This window comes from Acinetobacter sp. Res13-Abat-PEC15-P4-01 (assembly GCF_015676285.1).
GTDB lineage: Bacteria > Pseudomonadota > Gammaproteobacteria > Pseudomonadales > Moraxellaceae > Acinetobacter > Acinetobacter nematophilus.
This window is the reverse complement of sequence record NZ_JADAIN010000038.1, coordinates 59,981-76,300: the sequence shown is the minus strand read 5'-3', so window position 1 is coordinate 76,300 and position 16,320 is coordinate 59,981. Positions and strand designations below refer to the sequence as shown.

Below are 16,320 nucleotides of genomic sequence, written 5' to 3'. Positions count from 1 at the left end.
CATGGAACAAGAACTCGTTGTACAACCAGAACAAGAGATACAACCGATTTCATTTTGGCAAGCATTTCTGTTTTGGCTAAAATTGGGGTTCATAAGTTTTGGCGGCCCAGCAGGACAAATTGCTGTTATGCACCAAGAACTCGTTGAACAAAAAAGTTGGATTTCTGAGAAGCGTTTTTTACACGCTTTGAACTATTGCATGTTGTTGCCAGGGCCTGAAGCACAACAATTAGCAACCTATATCGGTTGGTTAATGCATAGAACTATAGGTGGTATCGTCGCAGGTGTTTTATTTGTTCTACCTTCACTATTTATCCTTATTGGTCTTTCTTGGATCTATGTAAAGTTTGCTGATGTGCCTATCATTGCTGGACTCTTTTATGGAATCAAGCCTGCGGTAGTTGCTATCGTTTTTCACGCGACTTATCGGATAGGTAGTCGATCATTAAAGAATAAGTTCTTATGGGGGATTGCTGCACTTGCATTCATCGCAATCTTTGCATTTAACTTACCTTTTCCGCTGATCGTTTTCGCTGCTGCTGCCATTGGTTATTTTGCCAGTAAGAAATATCCAACCCTATTTGCAGGTGGTGGTTCACACCAACAAAGTAAAAAAGATTATGGCCCCGCTATCATCGATGATGATACACCTACACCAGCACATGCTGTTTTTAGCTGGAAACATCTTGGGAAAATAATTTTAATAGGTGCAGTTTTATGGTTTACCCCAATCCTAGGTCTAAGCCTAACTCTGGGATGGGATCATTCGTATACCCAAATGGCATGGTTCTTTACCAAAGCAGCACTCCTAACCTTTGGGGGAGCATATGCGGTATTGCCTTATGTATATCAAGGTGCAGTCAATTTTTATGGTTGGTTGAGCCCAACTCAGATGATTGATGGCCTCGCACTAGGTGAAAGTACCCCAGGTCCTCTGATTATGGTGGTTGCATTTGTTGGTTTCTTAGGTGGCTTTAATCATGCATTACTCGGAAATGAACATTTATTCTTGGCTGGGGCAATTGGTGCCATCATAGTTACTTGGTTTACATTCCTCTTTTCTTTCATTTTTATTCTTGCTGGCGCCCCGATTATCGAATCGACTCATAATGAATTAAAATTTACCGCCCCGTTAACAGCAATCACTGCCGCTGTTGTTGGCGTAATTTTAAATCTTGCACTTTTCTTTGGTTATCATGTCATGTGGCCACACGGATTCAGCCATCCTTTCAATTATGAAGCTGCTTTCATCGCAATTGCTGCATTTATTGCCTTATTTCATTTCGAGGTTAAAGTAATGTATGTCATTCTAGCTTCAGCACTATGCGGTTTAATTCTATATATTGGCGCATAACCCTAAGTGGAGCCTTAAACGGCTCCACTTGATTCACTAAATAAAATGTATTTCAACACTTGCATGCACAATTTCTTCATGGATAGAGAGTGCTTGTTTCACTACATCTGGTGTTAAATCTACACCTGTACTCTCTAAGGCCAAGATGCAAGAAAACTTGCCTCTACCAACTTTCCAAACATGTAAATCAGTAATATTAACTTGAGGAAACTCTTCAATAACCTCTTTGATTTCTTCAACCACAGGGTGAGACATTTCCGCATCGAGTAGTGTCTTCCCTGTCTCATTTAATAATCCCCATGACCATCTAGCGACAAGAATAGCTCCAACTACACCTAATAATGCATCTAAGAAACTCCAACCGAAATATTTCCCCGCAAACAATGCAACAATTGCCAATACAGAAGTCACAGCATCAGCTACTACATGCAGAAACGCCGCCTTTTGATTTAAGTCATGATGGTCGTGGTGATGGTCGTGTTCATGGTGATGATCATGCTCGTGGTGATGGTGGTGGCCTCCGTCATGTAATAACCATGCACAAACCAAGTTTACCAATAAACCAACAATTGCAATTGGTATTGCCTCATTGTAATGAATATTCACGGGATTCATTAATCGATCAATAGATTGAATACCCATTAAAAGTGCTACAACCATAAGTAAAATAGCACTACTGTACCCTGCTAGAATCTCAATTTTCCAAGTACCAAAACTAAATCGCTGATCATGAGCATAATGTCGAGCCATTCGATATGCGAAATAAGCTAAGCCGAGAGCAACCATATGTGAACTCATATGCCAGCCATCTGCGAGTAAGGCCATCGAATTAAAAATCCACCCCCCAAATATCTCTAGTACCATCATGATTGCTGTAAGAATTGTCGCAATCAGTATTTTCTTTTGTGCTAAAGGATTTCCTTCATCGAATTGATGAGAATGACGACGATCTAAGTTACTATGAAGTTGCATAAATTTTATCTTTCCAAGATACTCCCCCCAGTATATATTTTTTTTAGGAAAAATCATGTCTCATTTGCATCAAGATAAAAAAATACTTAATCGCATCAAGCGGATTCAAGGACAAGTTACTTCTGTAGAAAAGTCATTATTATTACCTGAAAGTTCTTGTCTTGAAGTATTACAACAAGTTGCAGCAATTAAAGGTGCTGTTAATGGGTTAATGCAGCAACTTCTTGAACAACATTTAAGAGAACATGTATTGAAAGGGGATCAAAATTTTGACGAAGAAGAAATGAAACAGTATTTATTATTATTAGATCGTTATTCAAAATGAGTAGAACAAAATGTTCTACTCATTTCTATCATTAGTGGCAGTGACGATCCCCTGTCTTGCTATTCGTGTGGCAGCCTGAAGAATCAGTACCACCTGAATGAGCAAAAGCATTTGTTACCGCAAGCCCCATTAAACATACCAAGATTAGTTTTTTCATGTTGTTCCCCTTTTTTATTGAATAATAAAACAAGATTAGAATTGTACAACAAATAAACGGAATCTTTCTAAGTCATTAGTCGAAAAAAGAATTATTTAGGCCACTTTTCATGATAGTCATCAATAACATATTCATGGACGTGTACTCCATTGATTCGATGCTGCTTCAAATGCTCATGATCTGGAGATAAATCATCATGACTGTGTGGTAAAAGAGCCTCATCCTGTGATGGCCACAAACGCATTGCAAGTAATAAAGAAATCGTTGCAATCACTGCCATCGGTATAAAAGTTTGTAATGTTCCTATGTTAGTACTGAGCCATCCAACCAAGGGATAAGTCACTAACCAGCAAGCATGTGAAAACGCAAATTGCGCTGCGAATAAAGAAGTCCTATTCTCACTCGATGCAGATTTTCGAATCAAACGGCCTGTAGGTGTTTGTGAAACAGAATATCCAATACCAAGCACAAACCAAAGTGCAAGCAAACCATTATAAGATGTAATGAAATAACCACTTAACAGCCCAATTACAAGAATTGTTGTTCCCGTCAACATCACTGATCGATCTGGGAACTTATCCAATATCTTAGGCAAAATGAAAGCCGAAAGCATTGAACCAAATCCAAATAAACCAAAAGCCCAAGTAGTCGCATTTTCAGTTAGCTTAAATGTCGATTGAACCAATACCACGGTATTTACAATCACTACAGCGCTTGCTGACGCAATTGCTAAATTGAGAGCAAGCAATGCTTTAAGTCTAGGCGTATTAAAATAAATTTTAGCTCCCTGCTTAATACGGCTATAAACACCTTTAAACGCAGGTACTTTTGCAACTGGTAATTTCGCACTTACCACAAACAAAGCCGAACCGATAAAACCTAATACTGTTCCTAAAAACAGATTATGGTAGCTCATGACAGTGAGTAAGAAACCTGCCAGCATTGGACTGATAATATTTTCCAAATCATAGGCTAAGCGAGACAATGACAAAGCATTGGTATAGTCTTTTTCTTCTGGAAGAACATCTGGAATCATTGCCTGAAATGTTGGTGTAAATGCAGCAGAAGCGGATTGCAAAATAAAAATGAGAATATAAATTTGCCAAATTTGCGTCACAAACGGTAGACACAATGCTGTTAATGCTCGAATAACATCTAGTCCAACCAATACTTGTTTTCTTGGTAATCTCTCAGCAAATGCAGATGCTATAGGTGCTACACCGATATAAGCAATCATCTTAATTGCCAATGCAATACCGAGAACTTGGGCTGCTTCTCCCTTTGCAATATCGTAGGCCTGTAAAGCTAGGGCGATTGTGATTAACCCCGTTCCGATTAGTGCTATTACTTGGGCCAAAAACAAATGCCGATATGTTGTGTTTTTTAGTACTTCTAGCATCTTATGGATTCCTTTTAGAACCTGACTTCTTTAGCAATTCAATCTCCTTGGAATAATATTCCAAGGAGATTGATCAAAACTTAAAAGACTTTCTTCATTTCACTAAACTGCCCTTCTACAAGTAGAGTTACAGTCACTGGATTTTCAGTACGGTTACGCCAGAACCAACCATGTTTGCCATCAAAAGCTGCCTTTAAGACGCCCTGCTGAGTTGTCTCATTCTTTCCTTTGCCATAGCCATGATAGAACCCTTTAGGAGCATTCACTGGATCACCATGAGTATCATAGTTAAGACCGCCTCCTACTGCTTTCCAATCAAAGTTGACACTTGCACTTTGTGGCATTGTCAGTTTCACTTCGGTTGCTTGGCCCGGTTTAAGCTCAATACTAATGCTCTCTTTATTAATAGCAGGCATAATCATTTGAGCATTATCAGCTGCCGTTTGAGTCGAAGTTTCTACTGATATTTGTTCAACACTATTCACTGCCTGTGCAGCATTGATACCATTTTCTGACTCTTCAGCTAGTGATTGTTTGATTTCTCCCATTTTCGTTAAACCAAGCACTTTACCCATACCTGTCGGATCAATTGCATACTCCGCAGGCATGACACAGGTAACTAGCACAACAACGGCACTTACGGCAGCAATTGCTGTTGATTTAATTAACTTTTTTGATGAAGGTAATTCGATATCTTTTGGAATTTCAGAGTTATACATAATTTAGATCCTTATTGAGTAATGAAGCCAGTAAGTTGATAGCCAACAAGCAAAAAACCGAGGAACATGAGGAAGACATTGCTTTGATAAGCTGTTTTAAAGAAATAAGGTGTCTTTCTCCAAAACGTCATTAATAACAAGATGATGCACAGAGCCATAAACTGACCTAATTCAACCCCAATATTGAATGAGATTAAATTTGCCAACAGTCCATCACTCGGAACTTCATATTCCTGAATTTTTACTGCGAGTCCAAAACCATGAATCAGACCAAAAATTAAAGTCGCGATTTTCGTGTTTGGTTGAAAACCAAACCAACGTTGATAAGCCCCCAAGTTATCAAGAGCCTTATAAACAATTGAAAAACCAATGATTGCATCAATGATGTAGGCGTTTATCGAGATGTTGTAATAAACACCTACCAGCATCGTAATCGAATGCCCAAGTGCAAATAGGCTGACGTATAAGCCGATATCTTTCATTCGATATAAAAAGAAGATAATGCCAACAAGAAATAATAGATGGTCATATCCAGTGACCATATGCTTCGCACCCAAATAGATGAATGGAATTACATGAACGCCATAAATTTCTTGAATATAGCCCTTATCACCTTCTGCTACTCCATGAGCAAAAAGTGTAGGACTTACCAATGTAATGAATAAAGCAAGTAATAGCTTTATGTAAGCACTTAATTTCACAATGTGTGAAGCAATAATTTGCATGTATATCAAACTCCAAAATTTAAAATGAATTGAAAATCCATTAACTTTTTGGGCGGTTTAAAAATACGACTCACCATCAGATAAACATATTCTTTTGACCAATCTAGAATCGATATCCCCTTTAAGAGATGGGCTAAAACGGTCGATTTAAGTGCGTCATAGCCAACAAAATGTTCATAGTAATTATCTTGGTGACTATGTGAATGTTGTTGGCTTATCTCATGGTGGTGAGAGTGAATTGCATCAATTGAAACGTGTCTCTGAAATTCATTTTCAGTTACATGCTCATTAAAGTGTAAACATAAAGCGAGACTGATCATGCAGACTAGCCACATCATCACAAGTTTGCTTTGTTTATCTCGCAATATATTTGTCATTAAAGATGTCCCTAAACTACCTGTTCAGTGGCATCGTTTGATTTTCTTGACCTACCTTGGTTAAACCACACATATAAGGTCGGCAAAATAATCAAAGTAAGTAAAGTCGATGAAATAATCCCACCGATAACAACAGTTGCAATCGGGCGCTGAACTTCAGAGCCAATGCCTACGTTTAAGGCCATCGGAATAAAACCTAATGAAGCGACCAAAGCTGTAATCAACACAGGACGGAGTCTTTCCATTGCACCGTGTTTCACTGCATCAATGACACTTTCACCTTGAATTCTAAGTCGTTGAATGGCTGAGACAAGAACCAAGCCATTCAGCACAGCAACACCCGATAAGGCAATAAAACCCACAGCCGCAGAAATTGAGAATGGAATATCACGTAGTGCTAAAGCAATCACACCACCTGTTAGTGCAAATGGCACACCTGTGAAAACCAAGATACTGTTTCTAATATTACCTAAAGCCATATAGATCATGGCAAAGATCAGAATTAAAGCAATCGGTACTACAACCATAAGACGATTTGAAGCAGATTCCATTTGCTCAAACGTACCGCCCCAAGTCAACCAATAACCATCTGGTAATTTAAAATCAGCATTCAGCTTAGATTGTGCTTCTGAAATGTAACTACCAATATCAGTTCCACGAACATTTGCTGTAATGACGATACGACGTTTACCATTTTCGCGAGAAATCTGGTTTGGTCCTTGAACATTTTTTAACTCGATCAATTCCGATAAAAGAATACTCGAACCATCAGCTAAACTCACAGGAATCTGATAAAGCTTCTCTAGGTCTGTTACCGAGTTTTGGTCCATGCGTACCACAATGTCGAACTTTCGATCTCCTTCAAACACCTTACCTGCTGTCTCGCCTGTAATTAGACTAGAAACCTGTTTTTGTACATCCTCTGCATCAAGCCCATAGTTGGCAATCATGTCTTTTTTCAGCTCAACAGAAACCATGGGTAAACCAGACATCTGTTCGACTTTAAGGTCAGCAGTACCATTGACTCCCTCTAAAATCTTAGCGGCAGCGTTTGCTGATTCAAGTAACTGTTCCAAATCATCACCATAAATTTTTACGGCAACATCTGTTCGGACACCTGAAATAAGTTCGTTAAAACGCATTTGAATTGGCTGTGTAAACTCATAATTGTTTCCATATACGCCCTTAGCTACACGTTCAATTTCAGCAACAACCGCAGACTTTTCCTTATCAGGATTAGGCCACTGACTACGAGGTTTCAGCATGACAAAGTTATCTGCAACGTTAGGTGGAACAGGATCAGTCGCAATTTCAGCAGTCCCCACTTTGGCAAAAATAGTCTGAACTTCTGGAATTTTCTTAATCTCTTTTTCTAACGCGTATTGCATTTCAATTGCTTGAGTCAACGATGTGCCAGGAATACGCAAGGCATGCAGTGCTACATCTCCCTCATCCAAGGAAGGTATAAACTCTGAGCCTAAACGAGTCGAAAGACTTGCACTAAAAACAAAGAAAATAGAGACAAAAGCAATTAGCAAATATCTGTGATTTAAAGACCAATCTAAAATTGGGTTATAAAATCTTTTGATGCCATGGACGATTTTTGACTCTTCTTCTTTAATTTCACCGGTAGTGACCAATGCCACCATTGCAGGGACAAATGTAATTGAAAGAATCATTGCTGCCACTAAAGCCATAACCACTGTTGCAGCCATTGGTGTAAACATCTTTCCTTCAACACCAGTCAGAGTCATTACAGGTAGATACACCAAGATAATGATCAATTGACCATAGAGAATCGCTTTGCGGGATTCTTTAGTCGCCTCAAACACAGTCGTAAAGCGTTCTTGCCTTGTTAAAACTCGCCCTAGCTCTTTTTGTTTAATTGCCAACTTTGCTAAGGAAGCCTCAACAATTACAACAGCACCATCTACAATAATCCCGAAGTCTAGTGCTCCAAGACTCATAAGGTTGGCACTAATTTCTTGGTTCACCATACCTGTGATTGTCATCAGCATGGATAATGGAATAACTAGAGCTGTAATCAGCGCAGCACGGAAATGACCAAGAAATACAAACAGAACAACGATTACCAGAATCGCACCTTCTAAAAGATTCTTTTTCACCGTCTGTATCGTTGCATCAACCAAAGTTGTACGGTTATAGACAGCTTTTGCTTCTACACCTTCTGGTAATGATTTTTGAACTTGCTGTAGCTTTTGATCTACCGCATGAGCAACATTTCGTGAGTTCTCACCGATAAGCATGAATGCTGTACCCAGTACAATTTCTTGCCCATCTTTAGTTGCGGCACCTGTACGTAATTCGTGACCAATAGATATTTTGGCAACATCTTTCAATCTGAGGATATAACCATTGCTCGTCGTAATCGGGATATTCTGGATTTGCTCAATCGAGTTAATTTGAGAATCAGAACGAATTAAATACTGTTCACCATTTTTCTCAATATACCCCGAGCCTTTATTCATGCTGTTCTTAGAGATAGCCTCTAAAATCACCTTCTGATCCAGCCCTATGCTACGTAAATAAGCATAATCAGGTTGAACTACAAATTGTTTGAGATAACCACCAATGGTATTGATTTCATTAACACCTTCTACATTTCGAAGCTGAGGTTTAATTACCCAGTCTTGTAAGGTACGTAATTCTGTTGGTGAAAGTGGATTAGGATTATTCTTGGCATTTTCAACGGTATACATGAAGATTTCGCCAAGTCCTGTAGAAACAGGCCCCATAGAAGTTGAAATTCCAACGGGAAGATTTGGTGTCACCCCTTGTAGCTTCTCATTCACTAATTGTCGGGCAAAATAAATATCCGTCCCTTCTTTGAAAATTGCCGTCACTTGTGACAGGCCATACCGAGAGACTGATCGGGTATAGTCTAAATTTGGAATACCAGCCAAAGCCGTTTCAATAGGATAAGTCACCTGAGACTCCATCTCCATTGGAGAGAGTCCTTGAGCTTCACTATTAATCTGAACTTGTACATTCGTAATATCTGGAACAGCATCAATTGGTAGCTTAAAATAGTTATAAGCCCCCAATGCACCAACAAATAGGAATACGATGAGTACAAGCCAACGATTCTTAATCGAGAGTTTAACAATCTGATCAAACATATTCGCTACCCCCCTTAATGGTCATGAGTAGCGCCAGATTTACCTAGCTCTGCTTTTAAAAGATATGAATTTCCTGCGGCATAAACCTGTCCTATTCGTAATCCAGATTTAACTTCCACATACCCATTGTATTTATCGCCAAGCTCCAAAGGTCGAGCTTCAAAATCGTTACCAACACGAATGAATACCACGTCCCAATCACGAAAATTCTGTAACGCATCTTCACGTACAACCATTGGCTTTTGACTTTGATTTTCAAAAATTTGAGCCGTGATTAACTGTCCAGAACGCCACTTAAACTGATTTGGTATCTCAATAAATACCTGCGCTGTACGTGTTTTAGTATCGATGACATCACTAATATATTTGATCTTGCCCAATGCCTCTTCTGTGCCTGTCGGACTTTGAGGTTTAACTTTGACTCTGTTTGTAGGGTTTATAGCATTAAGTTTGTCAGCAGGAACATTTACTACCGCCAAGAGTTGCGAAGTATTTGCGATTTTAAAAATAGGGGTTGAAGCGCTTACATTAGATCCAACAGCACCAAGGATTTCTAATATTGTTCCAGACATTGCTGCACGAACTTCAACTGTTCCATTACCTGAACCGCCATAAGAGCTTATTAAGTTATTCAACTCATTTGCACGAGTTTGAGCAGCATCAAAATCTCTCTTTGCAGAAATATAATCAATCTCAGGTGATACGCGCTTTTGCCATAATGCTCGTTCTTGTTCCATTTTTTGGCGAGCAAACTGTAGAGTATCCAAAGCAACTTTACGATCCGCATTCAAACGAATTAAATCTTGGCTTTGGACAACAGCAAGTAAGTCTCCTTGACTTACTTTATCCCCAATATTACGGTAGGTTTTTATCAGTGTTCCACTAGCTTTTGGTGCAACAAGGCTTTCAAAATTATCAGGAAACTTCAATTCACCTTTCAGTTCCAAAGCATTTTCAAACATCATTGGTTCAACTTTTAGGAGCTCTAAACCACTGCTCTTAATACTACTGTCTAACATGGTGACACGACCTTCTTTCGTATCCCACTTCCAAGTATGTTTTTTCCCTTGATAATCGACATTTACAACCATTAGAAACGAATGTGGCTCATAGACAATTTCATTTCCAATCAAGTAATCACTCTCTGGTTTAAATTGAATATTCTGCTCAGCATCTAAACGCTTAATGTATATATTCGCTTTTAAGTCTTCAGGTTTAAGCGGCTTGTCTTTCAAATACCCATAAACACGGAGGTGTGGTTCCACTCCTTCTTCAAATATCTTAACCTCAGCAGAGAAATCTCCATCTCGATACAAACGACCACCGTGAGGTCCTTTCTCATCTCCAGCTACAGCTACTTTTTCTTCGGCGACCTCACTATGTCCACTCACTTGTGTCTTATTACCAGTTTTATACCAAGCAATAGCACATAAGACGATAAGTAAGGCAACGACACCAGTTGCAATAAATGTATTGGTTTGTTTATTCATATTCTTGCCCTTATTCTTGATCTAAATGAGTAATGTAGTTGCGCTCGACTTCTGCAATTTCTGTCTGCAAAGCCAACCACAAATCGAATCGAGCAAGATGTTTGTCTAGCCAAATTTGCTTGATGTTATTGAACTCAAGTAAAGAGTTTTTCCCTGCTTGGTAACCCATCTCTGCAATTCGCAGACTTTCATTTGTTGCGGGCAAAACGGTTTGATCGTATTGCTTAATCGCATCAATTAAATTGGAAACCTCAATAGATTTGTTTTCCAATTCAATTTTAGAGTTACGACTCACAAGCACAGACTGTGTTTCTGCTTTCGTATGATCTGCTTGAGCAATCGCAATATTGCCCTTATTTCGATTAAAGATATTGAGAGGTATTGACGTCGAAACTTGGAAAACTTTGTCATTGGTTTCTTGGTAGTTCCTAACCCCGACTCCCAAAGTAATATCAGGTATTGCTTCTTTACGGACCAGTTCAAACTGAGTCTTTTTCAGTTTTGAACTCAGCGTTGCTTCTTGCTCAGACAAACTTATTTTGTTTGTGAAATTAAAGCTTAGCGGAACCTCCAATGCATTACTTGGCAGGTTGGAAGTGAACTTAGTGCATAGATTTTTCTGGAACTGAATCTTCTTCACTTCATTTTGATGGCGCAATTTCGATTCAGAAGAAAGTGCTATGCTTAGTTGAGCATCGGAAGGAATTACTCGCCCGTACTTAAGCCGTTCGGAAAGAACGTTAGCTTGTCTGGCATTCAATTTACTCTCAGAAGAATAAATTTCAGCACGCTGAGTAGCTACGTACCAGTTCGCCATACAGATTCTTAAATCTGCTTTGAGTTCAGCCTGACGCTTTGCTATTTCGAACTGATTACGATCACCTTGAAAACTCGCAATCTGTTTTCTCAAGGAAAGTTTATTACTAAGAGGAATCTCTTGTGACAGTCCCAATAAGGTTGTTGGGCCATCCAAATCCTTCAGTTTAGAATTACCGAGATTATCCAACTCCACATTGAAAGTTGGATTATTTAATCTACCAGCAAACTTTTGATTGATTTCATAAGCTTGCTCGGACTGCTGTAAGCTATTGAGTACAGCATCACTTGCGATTACCTGCTTTTGTAGTTCAGCATAATTCGTTTCTGCGAATACATTTGCTGCTGTTGCTACAAATCCACAGGTAAGAAATATCTGATATTTTTTAGACATGACTTTACCTATACAAAAAAATTAAAATTAATTTTTGTATAGAGAGATCAATTACGTAGGACTATTAAGTCTTTAGAGTAGGTATAAGAATTACTAAATATTAGAGGGGATCGCCGCTTTAAAAAGGCTCGATAAACAGGCTTTTCAAAAAGCTGGAAAAAGAATAAAACTAGTGGAAGTGCGAAACTCAGAATAAAGACTGGATCTATGCTTAGATCACTATCAGAAGAAATTGGTTTTACTGAGTGATGATAGATTGGCTCATCAAAATTCTTCCAAGTGTGTGTTTCTACATCATGATCAATAGTACTTGTAAAAGAATCACCTGAGTGCTGCAAAGACCAATTACTAGAGGCATCATCTTCCACAACAATGCTTAATTCATGTTGGTGTTCTATATTTTCAAGTAAGACAGGCGCCCACGCATGAATCCCCGTAATTGTTATCGTAAACAAAAACAGGACAAATGCGAGTATAAGCTTAGACAACCTACTTGAACGCATGGCGATGGACATACTACTGATTTGTTAACAAAATACTAAAAAGCTTTATTAAAGTAAATCCATCTCTTCAACATTCAAGAATGAATATGTTCGAATCTATTACCAAAACTGCAAAAAAAAAGAGTACGAATACTCTTTTCTAATTAAACTCATTTTAGTTGAGAGCTTGTACCGACTGCTGCAAACCTTTCTGAATATCCTGAACATGACTTTGTCCATTCTGCTCTGGTCTAGACTCATCTGCATAAAACTCCTCAACAATATCTAAGCCCTCTTCACCGTCCATCTCAAAACTAGTATTACCATAGCCCTGTCTTGCCACATGATCCAATGCTTCCTGATAAAACCCTGCCGCTTTACTTGTTTCATTAATCTGCTTGGCCGAAGTAATGGCTTCTTGTAGATTGATTCCATCACGTAAGGTTAAGTCCACGTAATAAATTGGAGTGCGATAGCTCTGCGTCGTGCTCTTACCCCTTAAAGTCAGTTGCAGAGGCAAACATGAGAGTAAGTCACCTGAAGCCGCATGGTAATAACGAAGCCGTGCAGCTAAGGTACGAATGCTATTGAAACCTGTAGTCCTAAAGATGAACGTCCCTAGCTCATCCGATTCATCCAAGTTTACATACAGCCTGCCGTAAGGTTTACACAGTCCACCCTGTGCCAACGGACATAAATCAGGTGATGGACATGGGTGTTGTTCAATGCCATTTTGTCCGAGTCGCTGACAGGTTTCGCCATTACCCGTACATATTGGTCGCCCTGTTTGACGATCAAACAAAGTGTATTCTGCTCTTAGGCTTAGTTCAGGATCATTAAAGATCATCCGTATTGGAATACTTCTAAGCTTTTGGTTTTGATTAGGTGCCTTAGCGCGTAACTGTTCATCCAATGGATGTTTCACCCAACCATCTTTGTTTTGGATTTGGCTGGTAATGGTAAATTGATCGTCCTTTTCAGGGACACGCTTGCCATTTTTCTCGACGATCTTACCAATACTGATACGACCTAATACGGGTGGCGTGATTGCTAAACCTTTAATCATGTTGTTTTCCTCTGCGGTAATTTTTGACGATTGCCCCTTTGATATGTGTAAGAAGCAAACATTTTTAAATGCATAAATTCTGCGCAGAACAGTCCATTTAGTCGTCAGTAAGTACTTCACGGTACTTGCTGGCGACGGGGGCTGTTTTGCGCTTTTTTGATGAAATGGGATTTGGGGAAGTGTTATAGAAATTCAGAAGGATTTGCTTAGGCTAATTCGGTTGGATTAATCAGCATCTTTATAAATCTGAAATCTACGTGTGCCCTGTTTGTTTTGTGGGAACTGTTGTAGAAACTCAGGATGCTGTTCCAGTAAAGCTTTACTGTCTAAGCGAACTGAATCTTTAGATTTCTTCCACGTAACTGAACCCGCCTTAAATATGGCTCGTTCTGAGTCCTGCATCTTGATTTGGATTTGATGCTTCAACTGATCAAAACTGATCTGGTGTTGTTCCAGCAAATGTCGTTGTTGCAGTAGTTGCTCAAAGCACTGATTGGCTGTGACATCCTCAGATAGATCCGTAGTGCTCAGTGGTATATGGGCTGGATATAAAAGTTGTAGCGCTTTAGCTGCTGATTCAGATGCATCGACATCAGGTGGTACATCATTTTCTACACATTCCCAGAAGTAACGCTCTGCATCCACAATGTATTTAATCACTGTTTCACTGCGTGTGACTTTAAAGATTCGGGTTTCATGTCCACAAATCAGAGCACAAATATGGGCTGCCTGTTTTCCTGTGACTGCCAGTTGATGTTGTACCTGGCATAAAACATAAAGCGGTACACCATCCCGCCATAGCTTTGAACCATATTCACCTACTGTTTTACACTCCAATATCTGGACTTCTTTATGACCCACCACGGCATAGTCCAAGTTAGCCAACATGAAGTGTTTGTCTTCGTCAGGGTGCTGTAGCACGGCATTAACCCGACGGACTTTATGATTGGTATGCATGCTGTAGTATTGCGCCACCAATGGTTCCAACTGCTTGCCCCAATATAAAGGTGCATAGCCTGCACTTTCGTCTTCAATGTTTTGCTGCATCCGACCTGTCTTGATCATCCACAGCTCCAACATCGACATATAGGGATTGAGTCCACAGGCCGTTGCCGCATCACTGCTGCCAATGCCCTGTTTTCTCACCTCCAGCCATTGTTGGTAGTTCAGTTTTTTGGTGTTGGCAAGACGTTTGGCTGCGGGTAGTTGACTGGTTTTCTTTGGCGTTTTCTTGGTTCGTGTGCCCACCTCAACTTTATGTTCAGTTTCAATCTTGATGGGATACGGTTGTAAAGGTGGATGATTTAAAGTGTTTTGAATATGAGTATGACTATTCATAATAAATATTCCTGTATCGGTAAAATCGTAAAAGCTGAATTTTGGGCATAAAAAAAGCCACGTCGGGGGTGACGTGGCGAAAAGGGTTTTGCTGCTTGATGTTTTACCTAAAAGTTAAATTAAAATAGAGAGCTTAAATAAAGCTGAAGAAATAATGGGTCTGTTTAAACCACCATTCTTAAAGCTTGTTCAAGACCTCGTTGTTTAATCGCTGCACCTGCCCCAAACCATGCAGAATCTAAACGATGATCCGTACTCATAGCTCGACGTTCATGATCACAGAACTCGGTAATTGCACACAGTAAACCATACGCTGTGTCTTTGGCTGAACTGAGTTCTGCCCCTCGTCCATGTCCGTTAAACATGGTCATGACTTTAGACATGGCTCGTCCATTCGGTTCGGTTTTATTGTCTGATCTGGATGGCTGTGTTTGCTTGGGCATCGCTGCATTTCGATAAAACTGAATGATGCTTTCATCCTGTTCTGCCATACTCAGACTGGTATTGTTAAATACTGCATCAAAGTAGGCCGCCGCTTCTTGTTGAGTCACCTTACGCTGACTCAGTTGTTTCATTTCATACATGTGTTCATCCCATGCACGGACTGAGATACCCAGTTGCTGCTTGACTTTCTCTGCATCAAATCGGGTACTATGCGGAACTTTGACTATGCCTGCACTCCCTTGCTGACCACGTAAAGCAATAGCTAAGGTGTTATTACACACCACTCGAATGCTGGTGAACTGTGCTGTCGTTGCCAATGTTCCATCGCAGGCAGTTGCCAATAAAATGTAGCCGTTGCTGACATCCTTGCCTTTTAAGGCTGAGGTCTGTCCAGTCTTCGCCAAGGCCCAGAATTTCTTGCCGCCTTTGAGTACGCCTGCGGTTTCCAGTTCAAAGCCTGATTGTTCTGTGAGGTCTCGATAGAACTCCAGAATTTCCGTCGGCTGGACTTCCTGAAAGCGCTGACTGACTACGGATAATGGTGCATGGGTATCTGAACGGTATAAAACGCGCTGTTCTTCAAAAGGCATAATGATGCTCTGCCCTCGATGGTTTTGTGCCATATAACTGACATCAGAAGATTCAATCTGCCAGTCCATCCCTGCCTGCTCTGCCCATACCTCTAGCGGTTGGTTTGGTGTCAGTTGATTGCCTAAACCATGCCAAGGGGTTTGTCCAGTGAATGCCATTGTTTCAACTAAATGTGCCATAAGATATGTCCTTTAATTCTGTTGTTAATTGCGTACTCAGTATTTAGCTGTGCTGATATTGGATCGGGTTTGATCTGCCAGCACTAAAATCACCCCACCTAATGCTGCGCCAGCAACACCACCAATCAGTGGTGAGAATCCCATCGACTTGGCTAAGCTCATACCTAGCACGGCCAAAGTCGTGGGGGCACTGGCAAGGCTCAGTTGCAAAGGTTGGGCTTCACGAAAGCGTGGGTTATAGATTTCTTCCTCGTTATCCAGATACGACATGGTGTTTCTCCAATGTTTGAAATGACTGTTTAAAACGCCGTTGCAGACCTCATTAGGACCCTGCTTGGCGTTACTTCATTTC

16 protein-coding genes are annotated in these 16,320 nt (G+C 40.0%); 2 read left to right on the top strand and 14 right to left on the bottom strand.

What is annotated here, in order from left to right:
* Position 1 precedes the first annotated feature (1 nt).
* The gene (gene chrA, locus IMO47_RS14480) at positions 2–1,354 is read left to right on the top strand and encodes a chromate efflux transporter (protein ID WP_190977868.1); all 1,353 of its coding nucleotides are present in this window, start codon (positions 2–4) and stop codon (positions 1,352–1,354) included.
* Positions 1,355–1,390: 36 nt separating this feature from the next.
* On the opposite strand, the gene dmeF is transcribed toward chrA, so the two are convergent.
* Entirely contained in the window at positions 1,391–2,326 is a 936-nt protein-coding gene (gene dmeF / locus IMO47_RS14475; RefSeq protein ID WP_144583001.1) for a CDF family Co(II)/Ni(II) efflux transporter DmeF, read from the bottom strand.
* Between the two features lie 55 nt (positions 2,327–2,381).
* Here dmeF and IMO47_RS14470 point away from each other — a divergent pair, with 55 nt between their 5' ends.
* Positions 2,382–2,651, top strand: coding sequence for a metal/formaldehyde-sensitive transcriptional repressor (locus IMO47_RS14470; RefSeq protein WP_144582998.1), 270 nt, complete (start codon positions 2,382–2,384; stop codon positions 2,649–2,651).
* 31 nt (positions 2,652–2,682) lie between these two features.
* On the opposite strand, the gene IMO47_RS14465 is transcribed toward IMO47_RS14470, so the two are convergent.
* From IMO47_RS14465 to IMO47_RS14405, 13 genes are all read right to left on the bottom strand, one after another.
* Positions 2,683–2,808: a YHYH domain-containing protein gene (locus tag IMO47_RS14465; protein ID WP_000733641.1), complete on the bottom strand. Its 126-nt coding sequence runs from the start codon at positions 2,806–2,808 to the stop codon at positions 2,683–2,685.
* Positions 2,809–2,899: 91 nt separating this feature from the next.
* Positions 2,900–4,207, bottom strand: a complete 1,308-nt coding sequence (locus IMO47_RS14460; protein WP_101237085.1) for an MFS transporter — start codon at positions 4,205–4,207, stop codon at positions 2,900–2,902.
* An 80-nt stretch (positions 4,208–4,287) separates the two neighbouring features.
* Complete coding sequence (locus IMO47_RS14455) at positions 4,288–4,926, bottom strand: transmembrane anchor protein (protein WP_190981866.1); 639 nt, start codon at positions 4,924–4,926, stop codon at positions 4,288–4,290.
* An 11-nt stretch (positions 4,927–4,937) separates the two neighbouring features.
* Positions 4,938–5,651: a HupE/UreJ family protein gene (locus tag IMO47_RS14450; protein WP_004828379.1), complete on the bottom strand. Its 714-nt coding sequence runs from the start codon at positions 5,649–5,651 to the stop codon at positions 4,938–4,940.
* Positions 5,652–5,656: 5 nt separating this feature from the next.
* A complete protein-coding gene (locus tag IMO47_RS14445; RefSeq protein WP_101237084.1) occupies positions 5,657–6,028 on the bottom strand; it encodes a hypothetical protein in 372 nt (123 codons plus the stop codon).
* 11 nt (positions 6,029–6,039) lie between these two features.
* The gene (locus tag IMO47_RS14440; RefSeq protein ID WP_190977865.1) at positions 6,040–9,168 is read right to left on the bottom strand and encodes a CusA/CzcA family heavy metal efflux RND transporter; all 3,129 of its coding nucleotides are present in this window, start codon (positions 9,166–9,168) and stop codon (positions 6,040–6,042) included.
* 14 nt (positions 9,169–9,182) lie between these two features.
* A complete protein-coding gene (locus IMO47_RS14435) occupies positions 9,183–10,658 on the bottom strand; it encodes an efflux RND transporter periplasmic adaptor subunit (RefSeq protein ID WP_101237082.1) in 1,476 nt (491 codons plus the stop codon).
* Positions 10,659–10,668: 10 nt separating this feature from the next.
* Positions 10,669–11,868, bottom strand: coding sequence for a TolC family protein (locus tag IMO47_RS14430; RefSeq protein WP_190977864.1), 1,200 nt, complete (start codon positions 11,866–11,868; stop codon positions 10,669–10,671).
* 47 nt (positions 11,869–11,915) lie between these two features.
* Positions 11,916–12,371, bottom strand: coding sequence for a hypothetical protein (locus IMO47_RS14425; protein ID WP_101237125.1), 456 nt, complete (start codon positions 12,369–12,371; stop codon positions 11,916–11,918).
* 154 nt (positions 12,372–12,525) lie between these two features.
* Complete coding sequence (locus IMO47_RS14420) at positions 12,526–13,416, bottom strand: hydrolase or metal-binding protein (protein WP_190977863.1); 891 nt, start codon at positions 13,414–13,416, stop codon at positions 12,526–12,528.
* A gap of 225 nt (positions 13,417–13,641) precedes the next feature.
* Positions 13,642–14,754: a lambda-exonuclease family protein gene (locus IMO47_RS14415; protein WP_190977862.1), complete on the bottom strand. Its 1,113-nt coding sequence runs from the start codon at positions 14,752–14,754 to the stop codon at positions 13,642–13,644.
* Positions 14,755–14,918: 164 nt separating this feature from the next.
* A complete protein-coding gene (locus IMO47_RS14410) occupies positions 14,919–15,968 on the bottom strand; it encodes a DUF932 domain-containing protein (RefSeq protein ID WP_190977861.1) in 1,050 nt (349 codons plus the stop codon).
* A gap of 36 nt (positions 15,969–16,004) precedes the next feature.
* The gene (locus IMO47_RS14405; RefSeq protein WP_005193976.1) at positions 16,005–16,238 is read right to left on the bottom strand and encodes a hypothetical protein; all 234 of its coding nucleotides are present in this window, start codon (positions 16,236–16,238) and stop codon (positions 16,005–16,007) included.
* Between the last annotated feature and the right edge of the window lie 82 nt (positions 16,239–16,320).

Excerpts from the sequence above, each read along its gene's own strand:
- chrA (WP_190977868.1), top strand. The coding sequence starts at position 2 with ATGGAACAAGAACTCGTTGTACAACCAGAACAAGAGATACAACCGATT.
- dmeF (WP_144583001.1), bottom strand. The coding sequence starts at position 2,326 with ATGCAACTTCATAGTAACTTAGATCGTCGTCATTCTCATCAATTCGAT.
- IMO47_RS14470 (WP_144582998.1), top strand. The coding sequence starts at position 2,382 with ATGTCTCATTTGCATCAAGATAAAAAAATACTTAATCGCATCAAGCGG.
- IMO47_RS14465 (WP_000733641.1), bottom strand. The coding sequence starts at position 2,808 with ATGAAAAAACTAATCTTGGTATGTTTAATGGGGCTTGCGGTAACAAAT.
- IMO47_RS14460 (WP_101237085.1), bottom strand. The coding sequence starts at position 4,207 with ATGCTAGAAGTACTAAAAAACACAACATATCGGCATTTGTTTTTGGCC.
- IMO47_RS14455 (WP_190981866.1), bottom strand. The coding sequence starts at position 4,926 with ATGTATAACTCTGAAATTCCAAAAGATATCGAATTACCTTCATCAAAA.
- IMO47_RS14450 (WP_004828379.1), bottom strand. The coding sequence starts at position 5,651 with ATGCAAATTATTGCTTCACACATTGTGAAATTAAGTGCTTACATAAAG.
- IMO47_RS14445 (WP_101237084.1), bottom strand. The coding sequence starts at position 6,028 with ATGACAAATATATTGCGAGATAAACAAAGCAAACTTGTGATGATGTGG.
- IMO47_RS14440 (WP_190977865.1), bottom strand. The coding sequence starts at position 9,168 with ATGTTTGATCAGATTGTTAAACTCTCGATTAAGAATCGTTGGCTTGTA.
- IMO47_RS14435 (WP_101237082.1), bottom strand. The coding sequence starts at position 10,658 with ATGAATAAACAAACCAATACATTTATTGCAACTGGTGTCGTTGCCTTA.
- IMO47_RS14430 (WP_190977864.1), bottom strand. The coding sequence starts at position 11,868 with ATGTCTAAAAAATATCAGATATTTCTTACCTGTGGATTTGTAGCAACA.
- IMO47_RS14425 (WP_101237125.1), bottom strand. The coding sequence starts at position 12,371 with ATGCGTTCAAGTAGGTTGTCTAAGCTTATACTCGCATTTGTCCTGTTT.
- IMO47_RS14420 (WP_190977863.1), bottom strand. The coding sequence starts at position 13,416 with ATGATTAAAGGTTTAGCAATCACGCCACCCGTATTAGGTCGTATCAGT.
- IMO47_RS14415 (WP_190977862.1), bottom strand. The coding sequence starts at position 14,754 with ATGAATAGTCATACTCATATTCAAAACACTTTAAATCATCCACCTTTA.
- IMO47_RS14410 (WP_190977861.1), bottom strand. The coding sequence starts at position 15,968 with ATGGCACATTTAGTTGAAACAATGGCATTCACTGGACAAACCCCTTGG.
- IMO47_RS14405 (WP_005193976.1), bottom strand. The coding sequence starts at position 16,238 with ATGTCGTATCTGGATAACGAGGAAGAAATCTATAACCCACGCTTTCGT.